General features: G+C 71.2%; 15 protein-coding genes. 8 read left to right on the top strand and 7 right to left on the bottom strand.

Annotated features, from left to right (window positions below; translation table 11 throughout):
* Positions 1-190: 190 nt before the first annotated feature.
* The gene (locus HJD23_RS13770) at positions 191-994 is read right to left on the bottom strand and encodes an enoyl-CoA hydratase-related protein (RefSeq protein WP_171109898.1); all 804 of its coding nucleotides are present in this window, start codon (positions 992-994) and stop codon (positions 191-193) included.
* Between the two features lie 393 nt (positions 995-1387).
* On the opposite strand from HJD23_RS13770, the gene HJD23_RS13765 reads away from it, so the two are divergent.
* Positions 1388-1555: a DUF3117 domain-containing protein gene (locus HJD23_RS13765; protein WP_003966491.1), complete on the top strand. Its 168-nt coding sequence runs from the start codon at positions 1388-1390 to the stop codon at positions 1553-1555.
* Positions 1556-1685: 130 nt separating this feature from the next.
* Here HJD23_RS13765 and HJD23_RS13760 read toward each other — a convergent pair whose 3' ends face one another.
* Positions 1686-2384: an O-methyltransferase gene (locus HJD23_RS13760; protein WP_277347804.1), complete on the bottom strand. Its 699-nt coding sequence runs from the start codon at positions 2382-2384 to the stop codon at positions 1686-1688.
* 235 nt (positions 2385-2619) lie between these two features.
* Between HJD23_RS13760 and sigE the strand changes: the two genes are divergently transcribed.
* From sigE to HJD23_RS13735, 5 genes are all read left to right on the top strand, one after another.
* Entirely contained in the window at positions 2620-3321 is a 702-nt protein-coding gene (gene sigE / locus HJD23_RS13755) for an RNA polymerase sigma factor SigE (RefSeq protein ID WP_171111637.1), read from the top strand.
* A complete protein-coding gene (locus HJD23_RS13750; protein ID WP_171109897.1) occupies positions 3318-4283 on the top strand; it encodes a zf-HC2 domain-containing protein in 966 nt (321 codons plus the stop codon). Before sigE ends, HJD23_RS13750 begins: the two co-directional genes overlap by 4 nt.
* A 136-nt stretch (positions 4284-4419) precedes the next feature.
* Positions 4420-6336, top strand: coding sequence for a trypsin-like peptidase domain-containing protein (locus HJD23_RS13745; protein WP_171109896.1), 1917 nt, complete (start codon positions 4420-4422; stop codon positions 6334-6336).
* 212 nt (positions 6337-6548) lie between these two features.
* Positions 6549-6989 (top strand): sec-independent translocase, encoded by a 441-nt coding sequence (locus HJD23_RS13740; RefSeq protein WP_171109895.1) that lies wholly within the window; start codon positions 6549-6551, stop codon positions 6987-6989.
* A 299-nt stretch (positions 6990-7288) separates the two neighbouring features.
* Entirely contained in the window at positions 7289-7948 is a 660-nt protein-coding gene (locus tag HJD23_RS13735; protein ID WP_171109894.1) for a hypothetical protein, read from the top strand.
* Positions 7949-8099: 151 nt separating this feature from the next.
* Here the strand turns inward: HJD23_RS13735 and HJD23_RS13730 are convergent, their stop codons facing one another.
* From HJD23_RS13730 to HJD23_RS13720, 3 genes are read right to left on the bottom strand one after another with little or no spacing between them, the layout of a single operon-like run.
* A complete protein-coding gene (locus tag HJD23_RS13730; RefSeq protein WP_171109893.1) occupies positions 8100-9233 on the bottom strand; it encodes an Mrp/NBP35 family ATP-binding protein in 1134 nt (377 codons plus the stop codon).
* A 43-nt stretch (positions 9234-9276) separates the two neighbouring features.
* Positions 9277-9891, bottom strand: coding sequence for a DUF1003 domain-containing protein (locus HJD23_RS13725; protein ID WP_171109892.1), 615 nt, complete (start codon positions 9889-9891; stop codon positions 9277-9279).
* Complete coding sequence (locus tag HJD23_RS13720) at positions 9875-11170, bottom strand: CBS domain-containing protein (protein ID WP_171109891.1); 1296 nt, start codon at positions 11168-11170, stop codon at positions 9875-9877. The genes HJD23_RS13725 and HJD23_RS13720 overlap by 17 nt, the downstream gene beginning before the upstream one ends.
* A gap of 211 nt (positions 11171-11381) precedes the next feature.
* Between HJD23_RS13720 and HJD23_RS13715 the strand changes: the two genes are divergently transcribed.
* Positions 11382-12116 carry a hypothetical protein gene (locus HJD23_RS13715; RefSeq protein ID WP_171109890.1) on the top strand — a complete coding sequence of 245 codons (735 nt, stop codon included), beginning with the start codon at positions 11382-11384 and terminating at the stop codon, positions 12114-12116.
* Between the two features lie 9 nt (positions 12117-12125).
* On the opposite strand, the gene HJD23_RS13710 is transcribed toward HJD23_RS13715, so the two are convergent.
* Positions 12126-12650 carry a hypothetical protein gene (locus HJD23_RS13710; protein ID WP_171109889.1) on the bottom strand — a complete coding sequence of 175 codons (525 nt, stop codon included), beginning with the start codon at positions 12648-12650 and terminating at the stop codon, positions 12126-12128.
* 23 nt (positions 12651-12673) lie between these two features.
* On the bottom strand, positions 12674-13789 hold the full coding sequence (locus HJD23_RS13705; protein WP_171109888.1) for a magnesium and cobalt transport protein CorA: 1116 nt from the start codon (positions 13787-13789) through the stop codon (positions 12674-12676).
* A gap of 482 nt (positions 13790-14271) precedes the next feature.
* On the opposite strand from HJD23_RS13705, the gene HJD23_RS13700 reads away from it, so the two are divergent.
* Entirely contained in the window at positions 14272-14856 is a 585-nt protein-coding gene (locus HJD23_RS13700; RefSeq protein WP_171109887.1) for a suppressor of fused domain protein, read from the top strand.
* Positions 14857-15145 lie beyond the last annotated feature (289 nt).

Below are 15145 nucleotides of genomic sequence, written 5' to 3'. Positions count from 1 at the left end.
AAGTCCCGCCTGCCCTGCGACGCCCGGCACGCACTCTCGCCGCACCGCGCGAAAGCCCACGTAGCGCCGCTACGAGGACTTCCGCGCGGCACGCCGAGAGCACGCACCGAACGCCGCGGGGCCCGCCCTCCGGGCGGACGACGGGACTTTCGCAACAGGCCCTAGGCCCTGCCCAGCACGTGGACCCGGCTCAGCGTCCCAGGTACTTCGGCTTCTCCTTGTTCACGAACGCCTGCACCGCGATCCCGTGGTCCTCCGACGCCCCCGCCCGCGACTGCAGCTCGTCCTCCTTCTGCAGCGTCTCGGCCAGGGAGTGGCTGAGCCCGTACCCCACGGCCTCCTTGATCGCCGCGTACGCCACCGTCGGCCCCTCGGCCAGCGCGCGGGCCACCTGCTCGGCCTCCGCCCGCAGCTGAGCCGTCGGCACGACCCGGTTCGCGATGCCCAGCTCGTACGCCTCCTGCGCCTTGACGCTGCGCGGGAAGAGCAGCAGGTCGGTGGCGCGCCCGGGCCCGATCACACGCGGCAGCGTCCAGGAGACGCCGGAGTCGGCGGTCAGCGCCACGCCCGCGAACGACGTGTTGAAGGCCGCCGTGTCCGCCACGACCCGGTAGTCCGCGGCCAGCGCGAAGCCGAAGCCGGCCCCGGCGGCGACCCCGTTCACGCCCGCCACCACGGGCTTCGCCATGCCGGTCAGCGCCCGCACGATCGGGTTGTAGTGCTCGCGCACGGTGCTCATCGTCTGCCCCTCGCCCGCCTCCCGGTCGGCGGCCAGCAGCCCGATGTGCTCCTTGAGGTCCTGGCCCACGCAGAACGCCCGGTCTCCGGCCGCGGTCAGCAGCACCGCCCGCACGGCGTCGTCGGCCGCCGCGGACTGGACCGCGTCCCGGAGGGCGACCTTGGCCTCGATGTTCAGCGCGTTCATCGCCTCGGGGCGGTTCAGCGTGATCGTCGCGAGCCCGTCGTTCACCTCGTAGAGCACGGTGTCGGCCATGGCGTATCCCCTCCGGGTCGGCGGCTTGCGGCGTACCGCTCGGTACGTCCTGATCGGTACGTCCTGTCTGAGGACAGCATGGCGGAGATCACCGACAACGGCCCCGAGCGTCCGTGTGAGCTGCGTCAAAGAATTCGGGTCGGTTTCCGGTCCGCGGAAGTCCGTGCGGCTGCGCAGTATCGCAGTCACATCGCCGAATTGAGTGGTTTTGCTCGCGCGCGTTGCCCAAGCGATGCCGACTGATGTTGGTCATCGGGTCGTGAGATGCGGGATAATGGCTGGGAAGCAATGTGTTCGATGCCGGTGTCGCGTGTCTGGCTTCACGGACCGCGCGTGCCCTTCAGCGGGCCGTCGGCCTTGACGATGAGCTGGTTTTCAGGAAGGGGAACGAGCATGGCGGCCATGAAGCCGCGGACGGGCGACGGCCCGCTCGAGGTGACCAAGGAGGGGCGGGGCATCGTCATGCGCGTTCCGCTCGAAGGCGGCGGTCGGCTCGTCGTCGAGCTGACCCCGGACGAGGCCGACGCGCTCGGCGACGCCCTCAAGAAGGTCGTGGGCTGACCCGCAGGCGACCATACCCTTTCAACCGCCCCGGCACCGCATCCGGTGCCGGGGCGGTTGCATGTCCGGCAATGTCCGGTACGAAGGTGCAGGCCACAGGGGTCATACAGGGGTCACATAGGTCACAGCGTCACCGCTTGACCGCGCACAGCAGCCCGTCGCCCACCGGCAGCAGCGACGGCACCAGCTCCTGGCTCTCGCGCACCGCGCGCAGCAGCTCCCGCAGCCGCAGCACCTCCGTCGGCTGCGGTCCCGAGTCCACCGTGCGCCCGTTGGCGAAGACGCCCTCGAACGCCACGAGCCCGCCAGGACGCAGCAGGCGCAACGATTCAGCGAGGTAGTCCAGTACCTCCAGCCGGTCACCGTCGCAGAAGACGAGGTCGTAGCCGGCGTCCGCGAGCCGGGGCAGCACGTCCAGAGCCCGGCCGGGGATGAACCGGGCCCGGTTGCTGGCGAACCCGGATGCGCGGAAGGCCTGCCGCGCGAACTGCTGGTGCTCCGGCTCGGGGTCGACGGTGGTCAGCACGCCGTCCGGACGCATCCCGTGCAGCAGATGGATCCCGGAGACACCGGTGCCGGTGCCGATCTCGGCGACCGCTTTGGCGTCCACGGAGGCGGCCAGCAACCGCAGCGCCGCGCCCGTGCCGGGCGACACCGAGCGCAGCCCTGCCTCCCGGGCCCGGTCGCGGGCCCAGTGCAGCGCGTCGTCCTCGGCGACAAAGGCGTCGGCGAACGCCCAGCTCGTCAGCCGGTTGCCGGTAATGACCCTCTCCTGTCCCCGTGGTTGCCTGGGCGTGACTGTATCCGTTGGCGCCGGGAACCCGCAGATGGGACCGGGCGTTTAGAAGGGTGGGAAACGACGGCGGGGGACACAGTTGGATCACGACGACGGGCGGGACGGCGAGCAAGTACTGACGCAGCCGTATGAGCCGTATCAGCACAGATCAATTTCTCGTAAAACCGCTTATGGGGAGCTAACGGGCGAGGTGGCTATGGTAGGGGCTCCACTGGACACCACCAGAGCTGACAGGGGAGGTGCGGCTGCGCCTGTGGCCCACACAGGAGTGCTGCGGCGCTTCCTCGGGTCGGCGGGCAGGCCGAAATCCGTGAACGACACCGCTGCTGACCACCACCACGCCGCCGGCCACGACCGGACCGCGACCTTCTCCACCGACGCGGACGGGCAGGCGTGGACTCCGCCCACCTGGGAGGAGATCGTCAGCACCCACAGCGGTCGTGTGTACCGGCTGGCCTACCGCCTCACCGGTAACCAGCACGACGCCGAGGACCTCACCCAGGAGGTCTTCGTCCGGGTCTTCCGCTCCCTGTCGACGTACTCGCCGGGCACGTTCGAGGGCTGGCTGCACCGCATCACGACGAACCTGTTCCTGGACATGGTCCGCCGCAAGCAGCGCATCCGCTTCGACGCCCTCGGCGAGGACGCGGCCGAGCGGCTGCCCAGCCGCGAGCCGTCCCCGCAGCAGGTCTTCAACGACGCGCACTTCGACGCGGACGTCCAGCAGGCCCTCGACACCCTCGCGCCCGAGTTCCGTGCCGCGGTCGTCCTGTGCGACATCGAAGGACTGTCGTACGAGGAGATCGCCGCGACCCTCGGCGTCAAGCTGGGCACGGTCCGCTCCCGGATCCACCGCGGCCGTTCCCAGCTGCGCAAGGCCCTCGCACACCGGTCCCCGGAGGCGCGCGCCGAGCGCCGCTCCTTCGTGCCCCGTATCCCCGCTCTGGGGGGAGGGGGCGCGTCCGCGTGAGTGGCACACGACCGACGGCTGCCGAGGAACGCCTCGCAGAGCAGCACCTGGGAGACCGACTCGCCGCCCTGGTGGACGGCGAGCTCGGTCATGACACGCGCGAGCGTGTGCTGGCGCATGTGGCGACCTGCCCGAAGTGCAAGGCGGAGGTCGATGCCCAGCGCCGGCTGAAGAACGTCTTCGCGGAGGCCGCCCCGCCGCCGCCCTCCGAGAGCTTCCTGGCCCGCCTCCAGGGGCTCCCCGGAGGAGGTGATCTCGACGGTGGTGTCCCACCGGTCGGGGGAGGATTCGGCGGTGGGCTGCCCACGGCACGGCCCGGCGCCACCGGCGTCTTCGGCATGAGACGCGGCGAGCGCTTCGATTTCGAGTACGTTCCCACCGCCGCGCACGCCTCCGTGCTGCCCGCCTCCGCACAGCGCGGCTTCCGTATCCATGACGTCGGCCGCAGTGAGGCCGAGCGGGCGGCGGCCTCGCGCGGGCGCCGGTTCGCGTTCGTGGCCGCCGGGGCGGTGTCCCTGGCCGCGATCGCCCTGGGCGGCGTCACCACGGGAGCGCCGGGCGACACCGACGCCCGGGGCGGCTCGGGAAGCAATGTGACCCCGGCCCGCCCGGGTTCGGGTACGTCGACGGCGCCCGAGAACCAGCGGCGCCGCGGCGTCGGCCCAGTGCTCGCCCAGGGCCAGGGCGGCCGGACGCTCGGGGACACGCCGGTTGCCCCGACGGAGGTGTCCGCGCCGTTGCTGCCCGGGGTGGCGGCACAGCCGGTGCACGGGCTGACGGCTCCCGTGTTGACCGGCGCGGCCGCGATGTCGCCGCTGATACGTCCGCCGGCGGCGACCCCGCCGATCACGCTCACCAGCTGGTCGACGGCACCGGAGGTCATGGCTCCCGGCCTGCTCGCGGCACCCGTCACCGACGGGACGCCCACTCCCTCCGCGTCCTCTCCCGGCATGCCCCGCTGACCGGGCCCTGCGGCGCGATGCGCGAACCTGGTTGAATCCAGGGTGAACCGCGCCGACGCCACGGTGTCCGGCGCGGAATCGACGAACTGCGGCCACACCAACGACGAGCCGTGCCGCGGCCAGCTGTGGGGAGAGCATGAACGAGGGCAGCGTGCCGACGCCGGGCAAGGGGGAGGGCGACTTCGAGCTGAGGCGCCCGGAGGATGTGCCCGAGGAAGCCTCGTCCGACGAGGCGTCGCAGGGTGAGGCTTCGCGGGACGATACGTCGCAGGCATCGAAGGGTGACATGACCGCGTCCGGTGCGCAGGCGGACGCGGTTCCGGTCTCCCCGCCCGCCGTCGAGGACGTCAGGCCCCTCCACGATCCCGACCCGTACAGCACCCCGCCCTACGGCGAGCCCGGCCCCTGGGCACCCGCTCCGCCCGTACAGCATCCGGCGACCACGCCGCCCACACACGGCACGGCGATGACACCACCGCCGACGGCGCCGCCACCGCACGGGATGCCCGCGACGCCGGTTCCGACGCCCGCAGCGCCGGCGCCTCCAGCGCCTGCCGTGCCGGGCGCTGCGTCTGCCGTTCCGGGTCCCGCGTCTGCCGTTCCGGGCCCCGCGCATGCCGTTCCGGGCTCGGCACCAGCCGTACCGTCTCCCGCGTCTGCCGTTCCGGGCGCCGCACCGGCCGTGCCGGGCCCCGCCCCAGCCGTACCGGCCCCCACGCAAGCCGTTCCGGCCCCCGCCCCGCCCCCCGTCACTGGCATGCCCGCGCCACCGCCAACCACCGACACCCCACCGTCACCGGCATCACCAGACGCCCCCACCTCCCCCAACTCCTGGCACCGCTACGACCCCTGGGCCGCGCCAAGCCCCACCCCCGGCGCGGGCGTCGCCGCCGCCCCGCTTCAGCAGACCGGCGCCGCGATACCCACCGAGCAGCAGCGTCGTCAGCGGGCCAAGAAGGTCATCGTCGTCGGTACCGTGCTCGTCGCCCTCGTGTCCGGCGGCGTCGGCGGGGTCGTCGGCGCGTATCTGGAGCGCAACGGCGGGGTCGGGCAGGTGGAGTTGCCGCAGGCCGGGCAGGAGGCCGCCGGGCGGGACGCCGACAGCGTGGCCGGTATCGCCGCACGGGCCCTGCCCAGCGTGGTCACCCTGCACGTCAGCGGCTCCGGCGAGGCAGGCACGGGCACCGGCTTCGTGCTCGACGGCCGGGGTCACATCCTCACCAACAACCATGTCGTGGAGCCCGCCGGCGCGGACGGTGACATAACGGTCACCTTCCACAGCGGCGAGACGGCGAAGGCCGAGCTCGTCGGCCGGGACGGCGGCTACGACCTCGCGGTCGTCCGCGTCCGCGGCGTCAGCGGTCTCAAGCCGCTGCCCCTCGGCAACTCCGAGAACGTCCAGGTCGGCGACCCGGTCGTCGCCATCGGCGCCCCCTTCGACCTGGCCGGGACGGTCACCTCCGGCATCATCAGCGCCAAGGAGCGCCCCATCACGGCGGGCGGCGAGAGCGGCGACGCCAGCGACATCTCCTACGTCGACGCCCTGCAGACCGACGCCCCCATCAACCCGGGCAACTCCGGCGGCCCCCTGCTCGACGCCCGGGCCCGCGTGATCGGCATCAACTCCGCGATCCGTTCCGCCAACGACGGCACCGACCTGGGCGGCGGCCAGTCCGGTTCCATAGGCCTCGGCTTCGCCATCCCGATCAACCAGGGCAAACGCGTCGCCGAGGAACTGATCAACACCGGCAAGGCGACCCACCCGGTCATCGGCGTCACCCTCGACATGAGCTACACCGGCGACGGGGCCCGTGTCCGCGCCCAGGACAGCGACGGCGACGCCCCCGTCATCCCGGGCGGGCCCGGCGACAAGGCCGGGATCGAGCCGGGCGACATCATCACCGAGGTCGACGGCCAGCGGATCCACTCCGGCGAGGAACTGATCATCAAGACCCGCGCCCACCGCCCCGGCGACCGGCTGGAGCTGACCCTCCAGCGGGACGGCGAGGAACGGACGATCTCGCTGGTGCTCGGCTCCTCGGACGGCGACTGAGCGAACTCACACAGATCCAGAACACAGATCTAGTACTCACATGGATCTCGAAATCACACAAATCTCACAGATAGGACAGCGAACCCCGGCCCACAAGGCAAACAGCCGGAAAAACGCTCACTTACCCACACGTGGGGGGCACGGGACGGTACCGATCGGACAGGATCGACGGGTACCGTGGATCCGGCCCGGGACACGCAAGGAGCTTTCAGGTGTTCAATGACATAGGACCGCTGGAGCTGGTGACGCTCGTCGTCCTCGCCGTGCTCGTGTTCGGTCCGGACAAGCTCCCGAAGGTCATCCAGGACGTGATGCGCACCGTCCGGAAGATCCGTGAGTTCTCGGAGAGCGCCAAGCAGGACATCCGGCAGGAACTCGGCCCGGAGTTCAAGGACTTCGAGTTCGAGGACCTCAACCCCAAGACGTTCATCCGCAAGCAGTTGGACAACGACGACCTGGGGCTGAAGGAGATCCGTAACGGCTTCGACCTGAAGAAGGAGATGGCCGAGGTCACGGACGCGGTCCACGGCCGCGACCCGGAGCCGTCCGCCGCCTCCGGCTCCTCGGGCGCTCGCATCGACATGACGAAGAAGTCCGTCGACATGATGAAGAAGCCCGACGACCGCCCGCCCTTCGACGCCGACGCCACCTGAGACCGGCGGGACATCCCGCCCACCGGCGGGACCCCCCCCCGCCCACCGGCGGGACACCCCTCCCCAGCGGGACACCCGCCCCGCACGCGCGCCACCTCGCTGGACGCGGCTCCGATGCACCACAGCCTTCACGCGCCCCCACAGCTCGAACGCGACGTCCCCGCGACCCACGCGCCGGGCGTATTCCCGGCTGCCCGCAGAGGTGTGGATATGCTGCCGAGTTGTTGTGCGGACCGGACGAGTACGCCCGAAGGGGGGCGGGCCGTCCGTTCCGACGAGAGCGAGGAGGCGTCCGGGCAATGGAGACGACGAGTCGGGCAGTCGCGCAAGCGCCGGCCGCGGAGGGCGGGCAACAGGTCCCCTCCGCCCGGCGTACGGTCGACGGCTACCTGCGTGCGCCCTTCCCGTGGTACGGCCTTGACGAGGCGTTCACGGGCCCGCGCTGGCTGATGCAGGTGGGTATGACGGCCGACGGAGCCGTGGAGCACGGTTCGATCGGTCACGGTGACGAGCCCTCGGTGCGTGCCGAAGGGGTCGCCGAGGAGCGCGAGCGGTTCGCGGTGGTGGTGACGGTCGCCGCGAATCCCGTGCGGCGCACTGCCGACGGTACGGGGCTGCTGGAGGCGACGTCGGTCTCCTCGGCCGCCTGGCTCGCGGGGGTGGGGCTGCTGTCCTTCACCTGGCCCGGGCAGATGGACCACAGTCTGCGGGACGACTGGCTGGAGCAGCAGACCGAGACGGCGTGGGTCCTCGCGGACGATCTCGCCGGTGCGGACTGGTCGACGCTGTCTCTTCCCGTCGACGGTGTGCCGACGCCCTTCCACTACCGGGAGTCCGAGTTCGGGTGGGTGCTCGCGGGGTCCACGCAGGAGGGGGTTCACTTGGGCGCGTACGGCCGGGGGATGAGTGCGTACGGGCTGGGGTTCGCGATGATCAAGGACATCGCCGAGTACGCGTGAGATCAGGGGCGCCGGTGGGAATCGGCGCCCCTTCGCCGTGGGGCACAAGGAGTGTGGGCGGCTGCGGGTGGTCTGTGGTTGTCCGCCCCCGCGCGGCGGAGCCGCGTATCGATACGGCCCCGCGCCCCTGAAGGCGCCACCCGCACGCCCGTCAGAACTTGTTGCGGGGCGTGATCCCCAGCGACAGGCCCGCCAGACCCCGCTGCCGGCCCCCCAGCTTCCCCGCGATGGACCGCAGGGCCGCGCCCGCCGGGGAGTCCGGGTCGGTCAGCACCACCGGCTTGCCCTCGTCGCCGCCCTCGCGGAGGCGGACGTCGATCGGGATGTTGCCGAGGACCGGGACGTTCGTACCCGTGGTCCTGGTCAGGCCGTCGGCCACCACCTGGCCGCCGCCCGTGCCGAAGACGTCGACCATCTCGCCGCAGTGCGGGCAGGGCAGGCCGGACATGTTCTCGACCACGCCGACGATCTTCTGGTGGGTCTGGACGGCGATGGAACCGGCCCGCTCCGCCACCTCGGCCGCCGCCTGCTGCGGGGTCGTCACGACCAGGATCTCGGCGTTCGGGACCAGCTGGGCGACGGAGATCGCGATGTCGCCCGTGCCCGGAGGCAAGTCAAGCAACAGAACATCCAGGTCGCCCCAGTACACGTCCGCCAGGAACTGCTGGAGCGCGCGGTGCAGCATCGGGCCGCGCCACACGACGGGGGCGTTGCCCGGCGTGAACATGCCGATGGAGATGACCTTCACGCCGTTCGCGGACGGCGGCATGATCATGTTCTCGACCTGGGTGGGCCGTCCGTCGGCGCCCAGCATGCGCGGCACCGAGTGGCCGTAGATGTCGGCGTCGACGACACCGACCTTCAGGCCGTCGGCCGCCATCGCCGCCGCCAGGTTCACCGTGACCGACGACTTGCCGACGCCGCCCTTGCCGGACGCGACCGCGTACACCCGCGTGAGCGAGCCGGGCTTGGCGAAGGGCACCTCGCGCTCGGCCTGGCCGCCGCGCAGGGCCGCCGCCAGCTCCTTGCGCTGCTCGTCGCTCATCACGTCGAGCGTGACGTCGACGCGCGTGACGCCGTCGACCCGGGAGACCGCCTCGGTCACCCGCTGCGTGATCGTCTCGCGCATCGGGCAGCCCGAGACCGTCAGGTACACGGTGACCGCGACCGCACCGTCCGCACCGATCTCCACCGACTTGACCATCCCGAGCTCGGTGATGGGCCGGTTGATCTCGGGGTCGTTCACCGTCGCCAGTGCTTCGCGCACCGCGTCTTCCGTAGCCATAAGGACGATGGTACGGCGCCGCACACATCCTCCGGAAAGCCCGTCAGCGGTCGTCTACGTCACGCACCCCTGACCGATCTGCCGGGAATACACGGTGACCGTCGGGGTGGCCGTCCTGGAGTTCCCTGACCATGTCCTGCAACTCGGAGCGGAGCCAGTCCCGGGTCGCCACCTCGCCGAGCCCGACGCGCAGGGCGGCGATCTCCCTGGTCAGGTACTCGGTGTCCGCGATCGACCGCTCGTTCTGCTTGCGGTCCTGTTCGAGGTTGACCCGGTCCCGGTCGGCCTGCCGGTTCTGTGCGAGCAGGATCAGCGGGGCGGCGTAGGAGGCCTGGAGGGAGAGCATCAGGGTCAGGAAGATGAACGGGAACTCGTCGAAGCGCAGCGGCGCCGGCGCGGACACGTTCCACAGCAGCCACGCCACGATGACGACGGTCATCCAGACGATGAACCGGCCGGTACCGATGAAGCGGGCGATGCGCTCCGACAGCTTCCCGAACGCCTCCGGGTCCCACTCGGGCAGGATCCGGGGCCGGCGAGGAAGTGGCTGGTCGAGCCGGGCGCGCGGGCGCGTGGTCGCCGTGGCCCCGGCCGGCAGGCGCTCCCGGCCGATTTCGCGCCCCAGCTCGCGCCGCACCACCTCACGCTCCGGAGCCATGGGCGGCCACCCCCTCACCCTCCTCCAGCTCGAACTCGGTCTCGCGCCAGTCCTCGGGCAGCATGTGGTCCAGTACGTCGTCCACGGTCACCGCGCCCAGCAGCGACCCGGACTCGTCGACGACGGGCGCCGCGACCATGTCGTACGTCGCGAAGAACCCGGCGACGAGCGGCAGCGCCGCGCCCGGCGCGAGGGGTTGCAGGTCGTCGTCGAGGATCGAGCTGACCAGGGTGTACGGCGGGTCGCGCAGCAGCCGCTGGAAGTGGACGGTGCCGAGGTACTTGCCGGTCGGCGTCTCGTCGGGCGGGCGGCAGACGTACACCTGGGCGGCGAGGGCGGGGGAGAGGTCGGGGTTGCGGACCCGCGCGAGGGCGTCGGCGACGGTGGCGTCCGGCCGGAGCACGATCGGCTCGGTGGTCATCAGACCGCCCGCGGTGCGCTCCTCGTACGCCATCAGGCGCCGCATCTCGGCCGCGTCGTCGGGCTGCATCAGGCTCAGCAGCCGCTCCTTCTCCTCCTCCGGCAGCTCGGAGAGCAGGTCGGCGGCGTCGTCCGGGTCCATCGCCTCCAGCACGTCCGCGGCGCGCTCCTCCTCGAGCTTGCCGAGGATCTCGACCTGGTCGTCCTCCGGCAGCTCCTCCAGGACGTCGGCGAGACGGTCGTCGTCGAGGGCGGCGGCGACCTCGGCGCGCCGCTTGGGCGAGAGGTGGTGCAGGACGTTCGCCAGGTCCGCGGGACGCAGCTGCTCGAACGTGGCGAGCAGGCTCTCGGCGCCCTGACCCTGCTCCTCCAAGGAGAAGCCGGTGACGGCGGACCACTCCACGGTCAGCGTCTCGCCCTTGGCCCGCCGGAAGGTGCCGCCCTTCTTGCCCTTGCGGACGAAGACGCGGTCGATCTCCCAGTCGCGGCGGGCCGGCAGCTGCCGCACCGACAGGTCGAGGACGGTGACCTCCTCGCCGGTCTCCATGAGCGTGACGCGCCGGTCGAGCAGCTCGCCGAAGGCCAGCCGCTCGGTGGGGCGCTGTTCGAAGCGGCGGACGTTGAGCACGCCGGTGGTGATGACCTGTCCGGACTCGATGCCGGTGACCCGGGTCATGGGCAGGAAGATGCGGCGGCGGGTGGTGAGTTCGACGACCAGCCCGAGCAGCCGCGGCGGCTTGCTGCCGACCCGCAGCATGACGACCAGATCGCGTACGCGGCCCACCTGGTCGCCGTTCGGGTCGAAGACGGCGGTGCCGGAGAGATGCGAGACGAAGATCCGGGGGGCGCCCGCGGCCATGGCTGCGCCTCCTTTTCCTGCCGTACGTTGCGTTTGCTCCGCTTGTGCGGAATTGCTCACTCGGATGGGCTTCAGGCTAGCCCGTCCCGATCGGATCCGCCCTGGTGAGCGGTCCGGACGGACTGGCTCCGCCTGCCGCTCACCGCCCCGGTACGCTGCGGTACGCCGCTGGAGGACCGACGTCAGAAAGGCAGCACCATCTGTGACTGCGATGCGCCAGGGCCATACGCGCCGGACCACATGGGTGAGCGCGTTGTGCGCACTGGTTGTGGCGGGGACGGGGCTGACCGGGTGTAGCAGCGAGGACCCGGACGCGGGCACGAACGGGGTCGGCAAACTGCCCGCCGACAAGATCCAGGCCAAGACGCGTACGGCGGCCGAGTCCGCGCAGGCGGTACGGCTGTCGGGGACGGTCGTCGCGGGCGGGAGCACCTACAAGCTGGACATGCGCCTGAAGTCGGACGGTGGCACCGGATCGGTCAGCGCGCAGGGGGCGACCTTCCAGCTGCTGCGGGTCGGTGAGGAACTGTTCCTCATGGCGGACGCGGAGTTCTGGCACGACGGGCACGACGAGGGGGACGCGGCCGCGGCCGACAAGCTCGACGGCAAGTACGTCAAGGTGCCGAAGGGAGATCCCTCGTACAAGCGGTTCAGCGGCTTCACCGACAAGGACGTCCTCTTCGACAGCCTGCTGACCCTGCACGGCACCCTGGCGACGGACGGCCGCCACGAGGAGTCCGGCGTGCGCACCATCCGCATCACCGGCGACAAGGGCTCCGGCGGCACCCTGGACGTCTCCCTGGAGGGCCGGCCGTACCCCCTGCGCCTGGTCCGCGCGGGCGGCGCGGGCACGCTCACGTTCTCGGACTGGGGCAAGGACTTCCCCCTGGAGCAGCCCGCGAAGGACAAGACGGTGGACTACGGCCAGCAGTTGCCGACGTCGTAGGCCGCCGCCCTACGTGCGCCTGCGCTTCTTCTTGTTCTTGAAGAGCAGGTGCGGCAGCCCCGCGGGGATGGGCTCACGCGTCGTCGCCGGCGTCGGCAGCGGCGCCTCGGCCAGCGAGCCGTCCGGCAGCGGCGAGGTCGTGCCGGTCGGCTCCAGGCGCAGCACCCGGCACTCGCGGGCCCACCGCTCCGGCATCGCCTCGCCGTCGGGGGCGTTGAGCCGCTTGCCCTTCAGCTCGGCCACGGCCGCCTCCCACTGCTCGGAGCCGGAGCGCAACTCCACCACCCGCGCCGTCCAGGCGACCAGCCGCCCGCCCTTGTCCTTGCTGCGGACGGTCACCTCGGCCGCGCCGCCGTCGGTCAGCCCAGGCAGCGGCTGCTCGCCCGGCCCGTCGCCGACCACGCAGGCCGCACCCTCGTACCACACATGCCACAGCGCACGCGCCACCGGCGCCCCCGCGCCCCGCACCCAGATGAGCCCGGACTTCTTCGTGGCCTCCTCGACGAGGGCCTGGTCGAGCAGCTCGCTAGTCATGGGAGCAGCGTAGCCAGAGGCGCTCACAGCCAGCCGTTGCGCTTCAGCGTCCGGTGGATGCCGAAGCAGATCATTGCCGTGATGCCGAGCACCATCGGGTAGCCGAACTTCCAGCGCAGCTCGGGCATGTGCTCGAAGTTCATCCCGTACACGCCACACACCATCGTCGGTACGGCGATGATGGCGGCCCAGGACGTGATCTTGCGCATGTCCTCGTTCTGCGCGACGGACGCCTGTGCGAGGTTGGCCTGGAGGATGGAGTTGAGCAGCTCGTCGAAGCCGGTGACCTGCTCCTGCACCCGGGCGAGGTGGTCGGCGACGTCCCGGAAGTACTTCTGGATGTCGGGGTCGACCAGCCGCATCGGCCGCTCGCTCAGCAGCTGCAGCGGCCGCATCAGCGGCTGCACCGCCCGCCGGAACTCCATGACCTCACGCTTGAGCTGGTAGATCTGCCCGGCGTCGGTACCCCGCGGCGCGCCCTTCCGCCCCGGCGAGAACACCTCGGTCTCCACCTCGTCGATGTCGTCCTGCACCGCGTCGGCGACCGCGATGTATCCGTCGACGACGTGGTCGGCGATGGCGTGCAGCACCGCCGAGGGGCCCTTGGCGAGCAGCTCGGGGTCGTCCTGCAGCCGGTGCCTGAGCGCCCGCAGCGAGCCCTGCCCGCCGTGCCGGACGGTGATGAAGAAGTCCCGGCCGGTGAAGCACATCACCTCACCGGTCTCGACGACCTGGCTGTTCGCGGTGAGTTCGTCGTGCTCGACGTAGTGGATGGTCTTGAAGACGGTGAACAGGGAGTCGTCGTAGCGCTCCAGCTTCGGCCGCTGGTGCGCCTGGACGGCGTCCTCGACCGCCAGCGGGTGCAGCCCGAACTCACTGGCGATACCCGCGAATTCCGCCTCGGTGGGCTCGTGCAGCCCGATCCACACGAAGCCCCCGTCGCGCCGCACCCGGCGCATCGCCTCGTGCGGGGTGAGCGGCCGGTCGGTCTCGACGCGGGCGCCGTCGCGGTAGACGGCGCAGTCGACGACGGCAGTGCTGGTCCGGGGGTCGCGCGTGGTGTCGTACACGCCGGTGTCCTTGCGCAGCGCGGGACGCGACGGGCGGACCGCGGCACGGAGGTCACGGATCATCGACATGGCAGGCTCCTTCGCGGGCGAGCAGCGTAAGGCCGCGGGCGACGGGTGGAACTGCCCGGAATGGGGACGTCCTGACTTGCGGATGTTTGGCACGTCCACAAAGCGGGGAGCACCGCACCGTTGCGGTGGCGAGCTTCGCTGCTGATTCAGCTGCTGATGCAGGTCATACAGATCAAGCAGAGGCAAAACGGAACGAAATGCTCTTCCGTGGAAACACGCAGGAGATGCGCATGCGAGAGGTGGCGACAGGCTAGAGCCGGAGCAACATCAGCGGCCGGAAGAGCGGGTGGTACTGCACGGTCGACTTCGATCCATTGCAGCCCCACCTCCTCCGGCCGGTCCCTCGTAAGGGAGTGTCGTCGGCGTCGGGACTTGATCGCGACGCTTCTGCGTGCTGCCCCGAACCACCGGCCAAGAGTATCAGCAGACCTAAGTGTCAAGGCGCTGCTTTGCCCGGTCCTGACGAGTTCTATGCTCACCGCATGGCTGATGTTCTCCCACTGGTCGAGGCCAGGTTGCGCTCCGCGCTCGGCGAACCGGAGGCGCGCGCCGCGGTCACCTTCCTCGGTACCGACCGCATCGAGGTGCTGCGTTTCCAGGAGGGGGACATCGTCCGGTACGCCACCCTCGGCATGTCCGCGCAGCCCATGACGGACCCGACCGCGGTCCTCGCCGACCCGGTCAAGGGCCCGCGCGCCGAACTGGTGCTCTCCGTGCGATCCGGGCTCGCCGACACCGACAAGGTGCTCCGCCCGCTCGCCGTCCTCGCCGCGTCCCCGCAGGTCGAGGGCGTGGTCGTGGCCCCCGGCGCCTCCCTGGACGTCGGCGAACCGCTGTGGCCGGGCGCCCCCTTCACCTCCGTACTCGTCGCTGAGCCGGGCGGCCTGGTCGAGGACCTGGAACTGGACCCGCCCCTCGACCCCGTCCGCTTCCTGCCGCTGCTCCCCATGACCCCGAACGAGGCCGCCTGGAAGCGCGTCCACGGCGCCCAGGCCCTCCAGGAGCGCTGGCTGACCAACGGAGCGGACCTGCGGGACCCGGCTCGCAAGTCGGTCCCGCTGGACTGACCGCGGGGCGTACCGGGCGTGAGGAAGCTCACCAAACTCCGTCCGGCAACGGTCAGTTGACGAAGACGCCCACCCCCGTCCTCCGTGCCGTGCCGCGCTTCCAGCTCCTCCGCCTGCGCCCTCGGTGCCGTCAGCGCCTTCCGCCGTACGACGGACCACGGCCGCGCCCAGCAGCGGGCCCCACGCCATCCCGAGGTGATCAGGAAGTACGACGTGGAGAGCAGCGAGACCTGGCCGGCGGTGGCGTCCAGGCCCTTGGCGAGGGACGGCAGGATCGGGGCGACGAGCC

It is taken from the genome of Streptomyces sp. Z423-1 (genome assembly GCF_013009255.1).
In the GTDB taxonomy this organism is placed as follows: Bacteria; Actinomycetota; Actinomycetes; order Streptomycetales; family Streptomycetaceae; genus Streptomyces; species Streptomyces gossypiisoli.
Note: the sequence above shows the minus strand (reverse complement) of the source record. Positions and strands in the feature narration are given on the sequence as shown.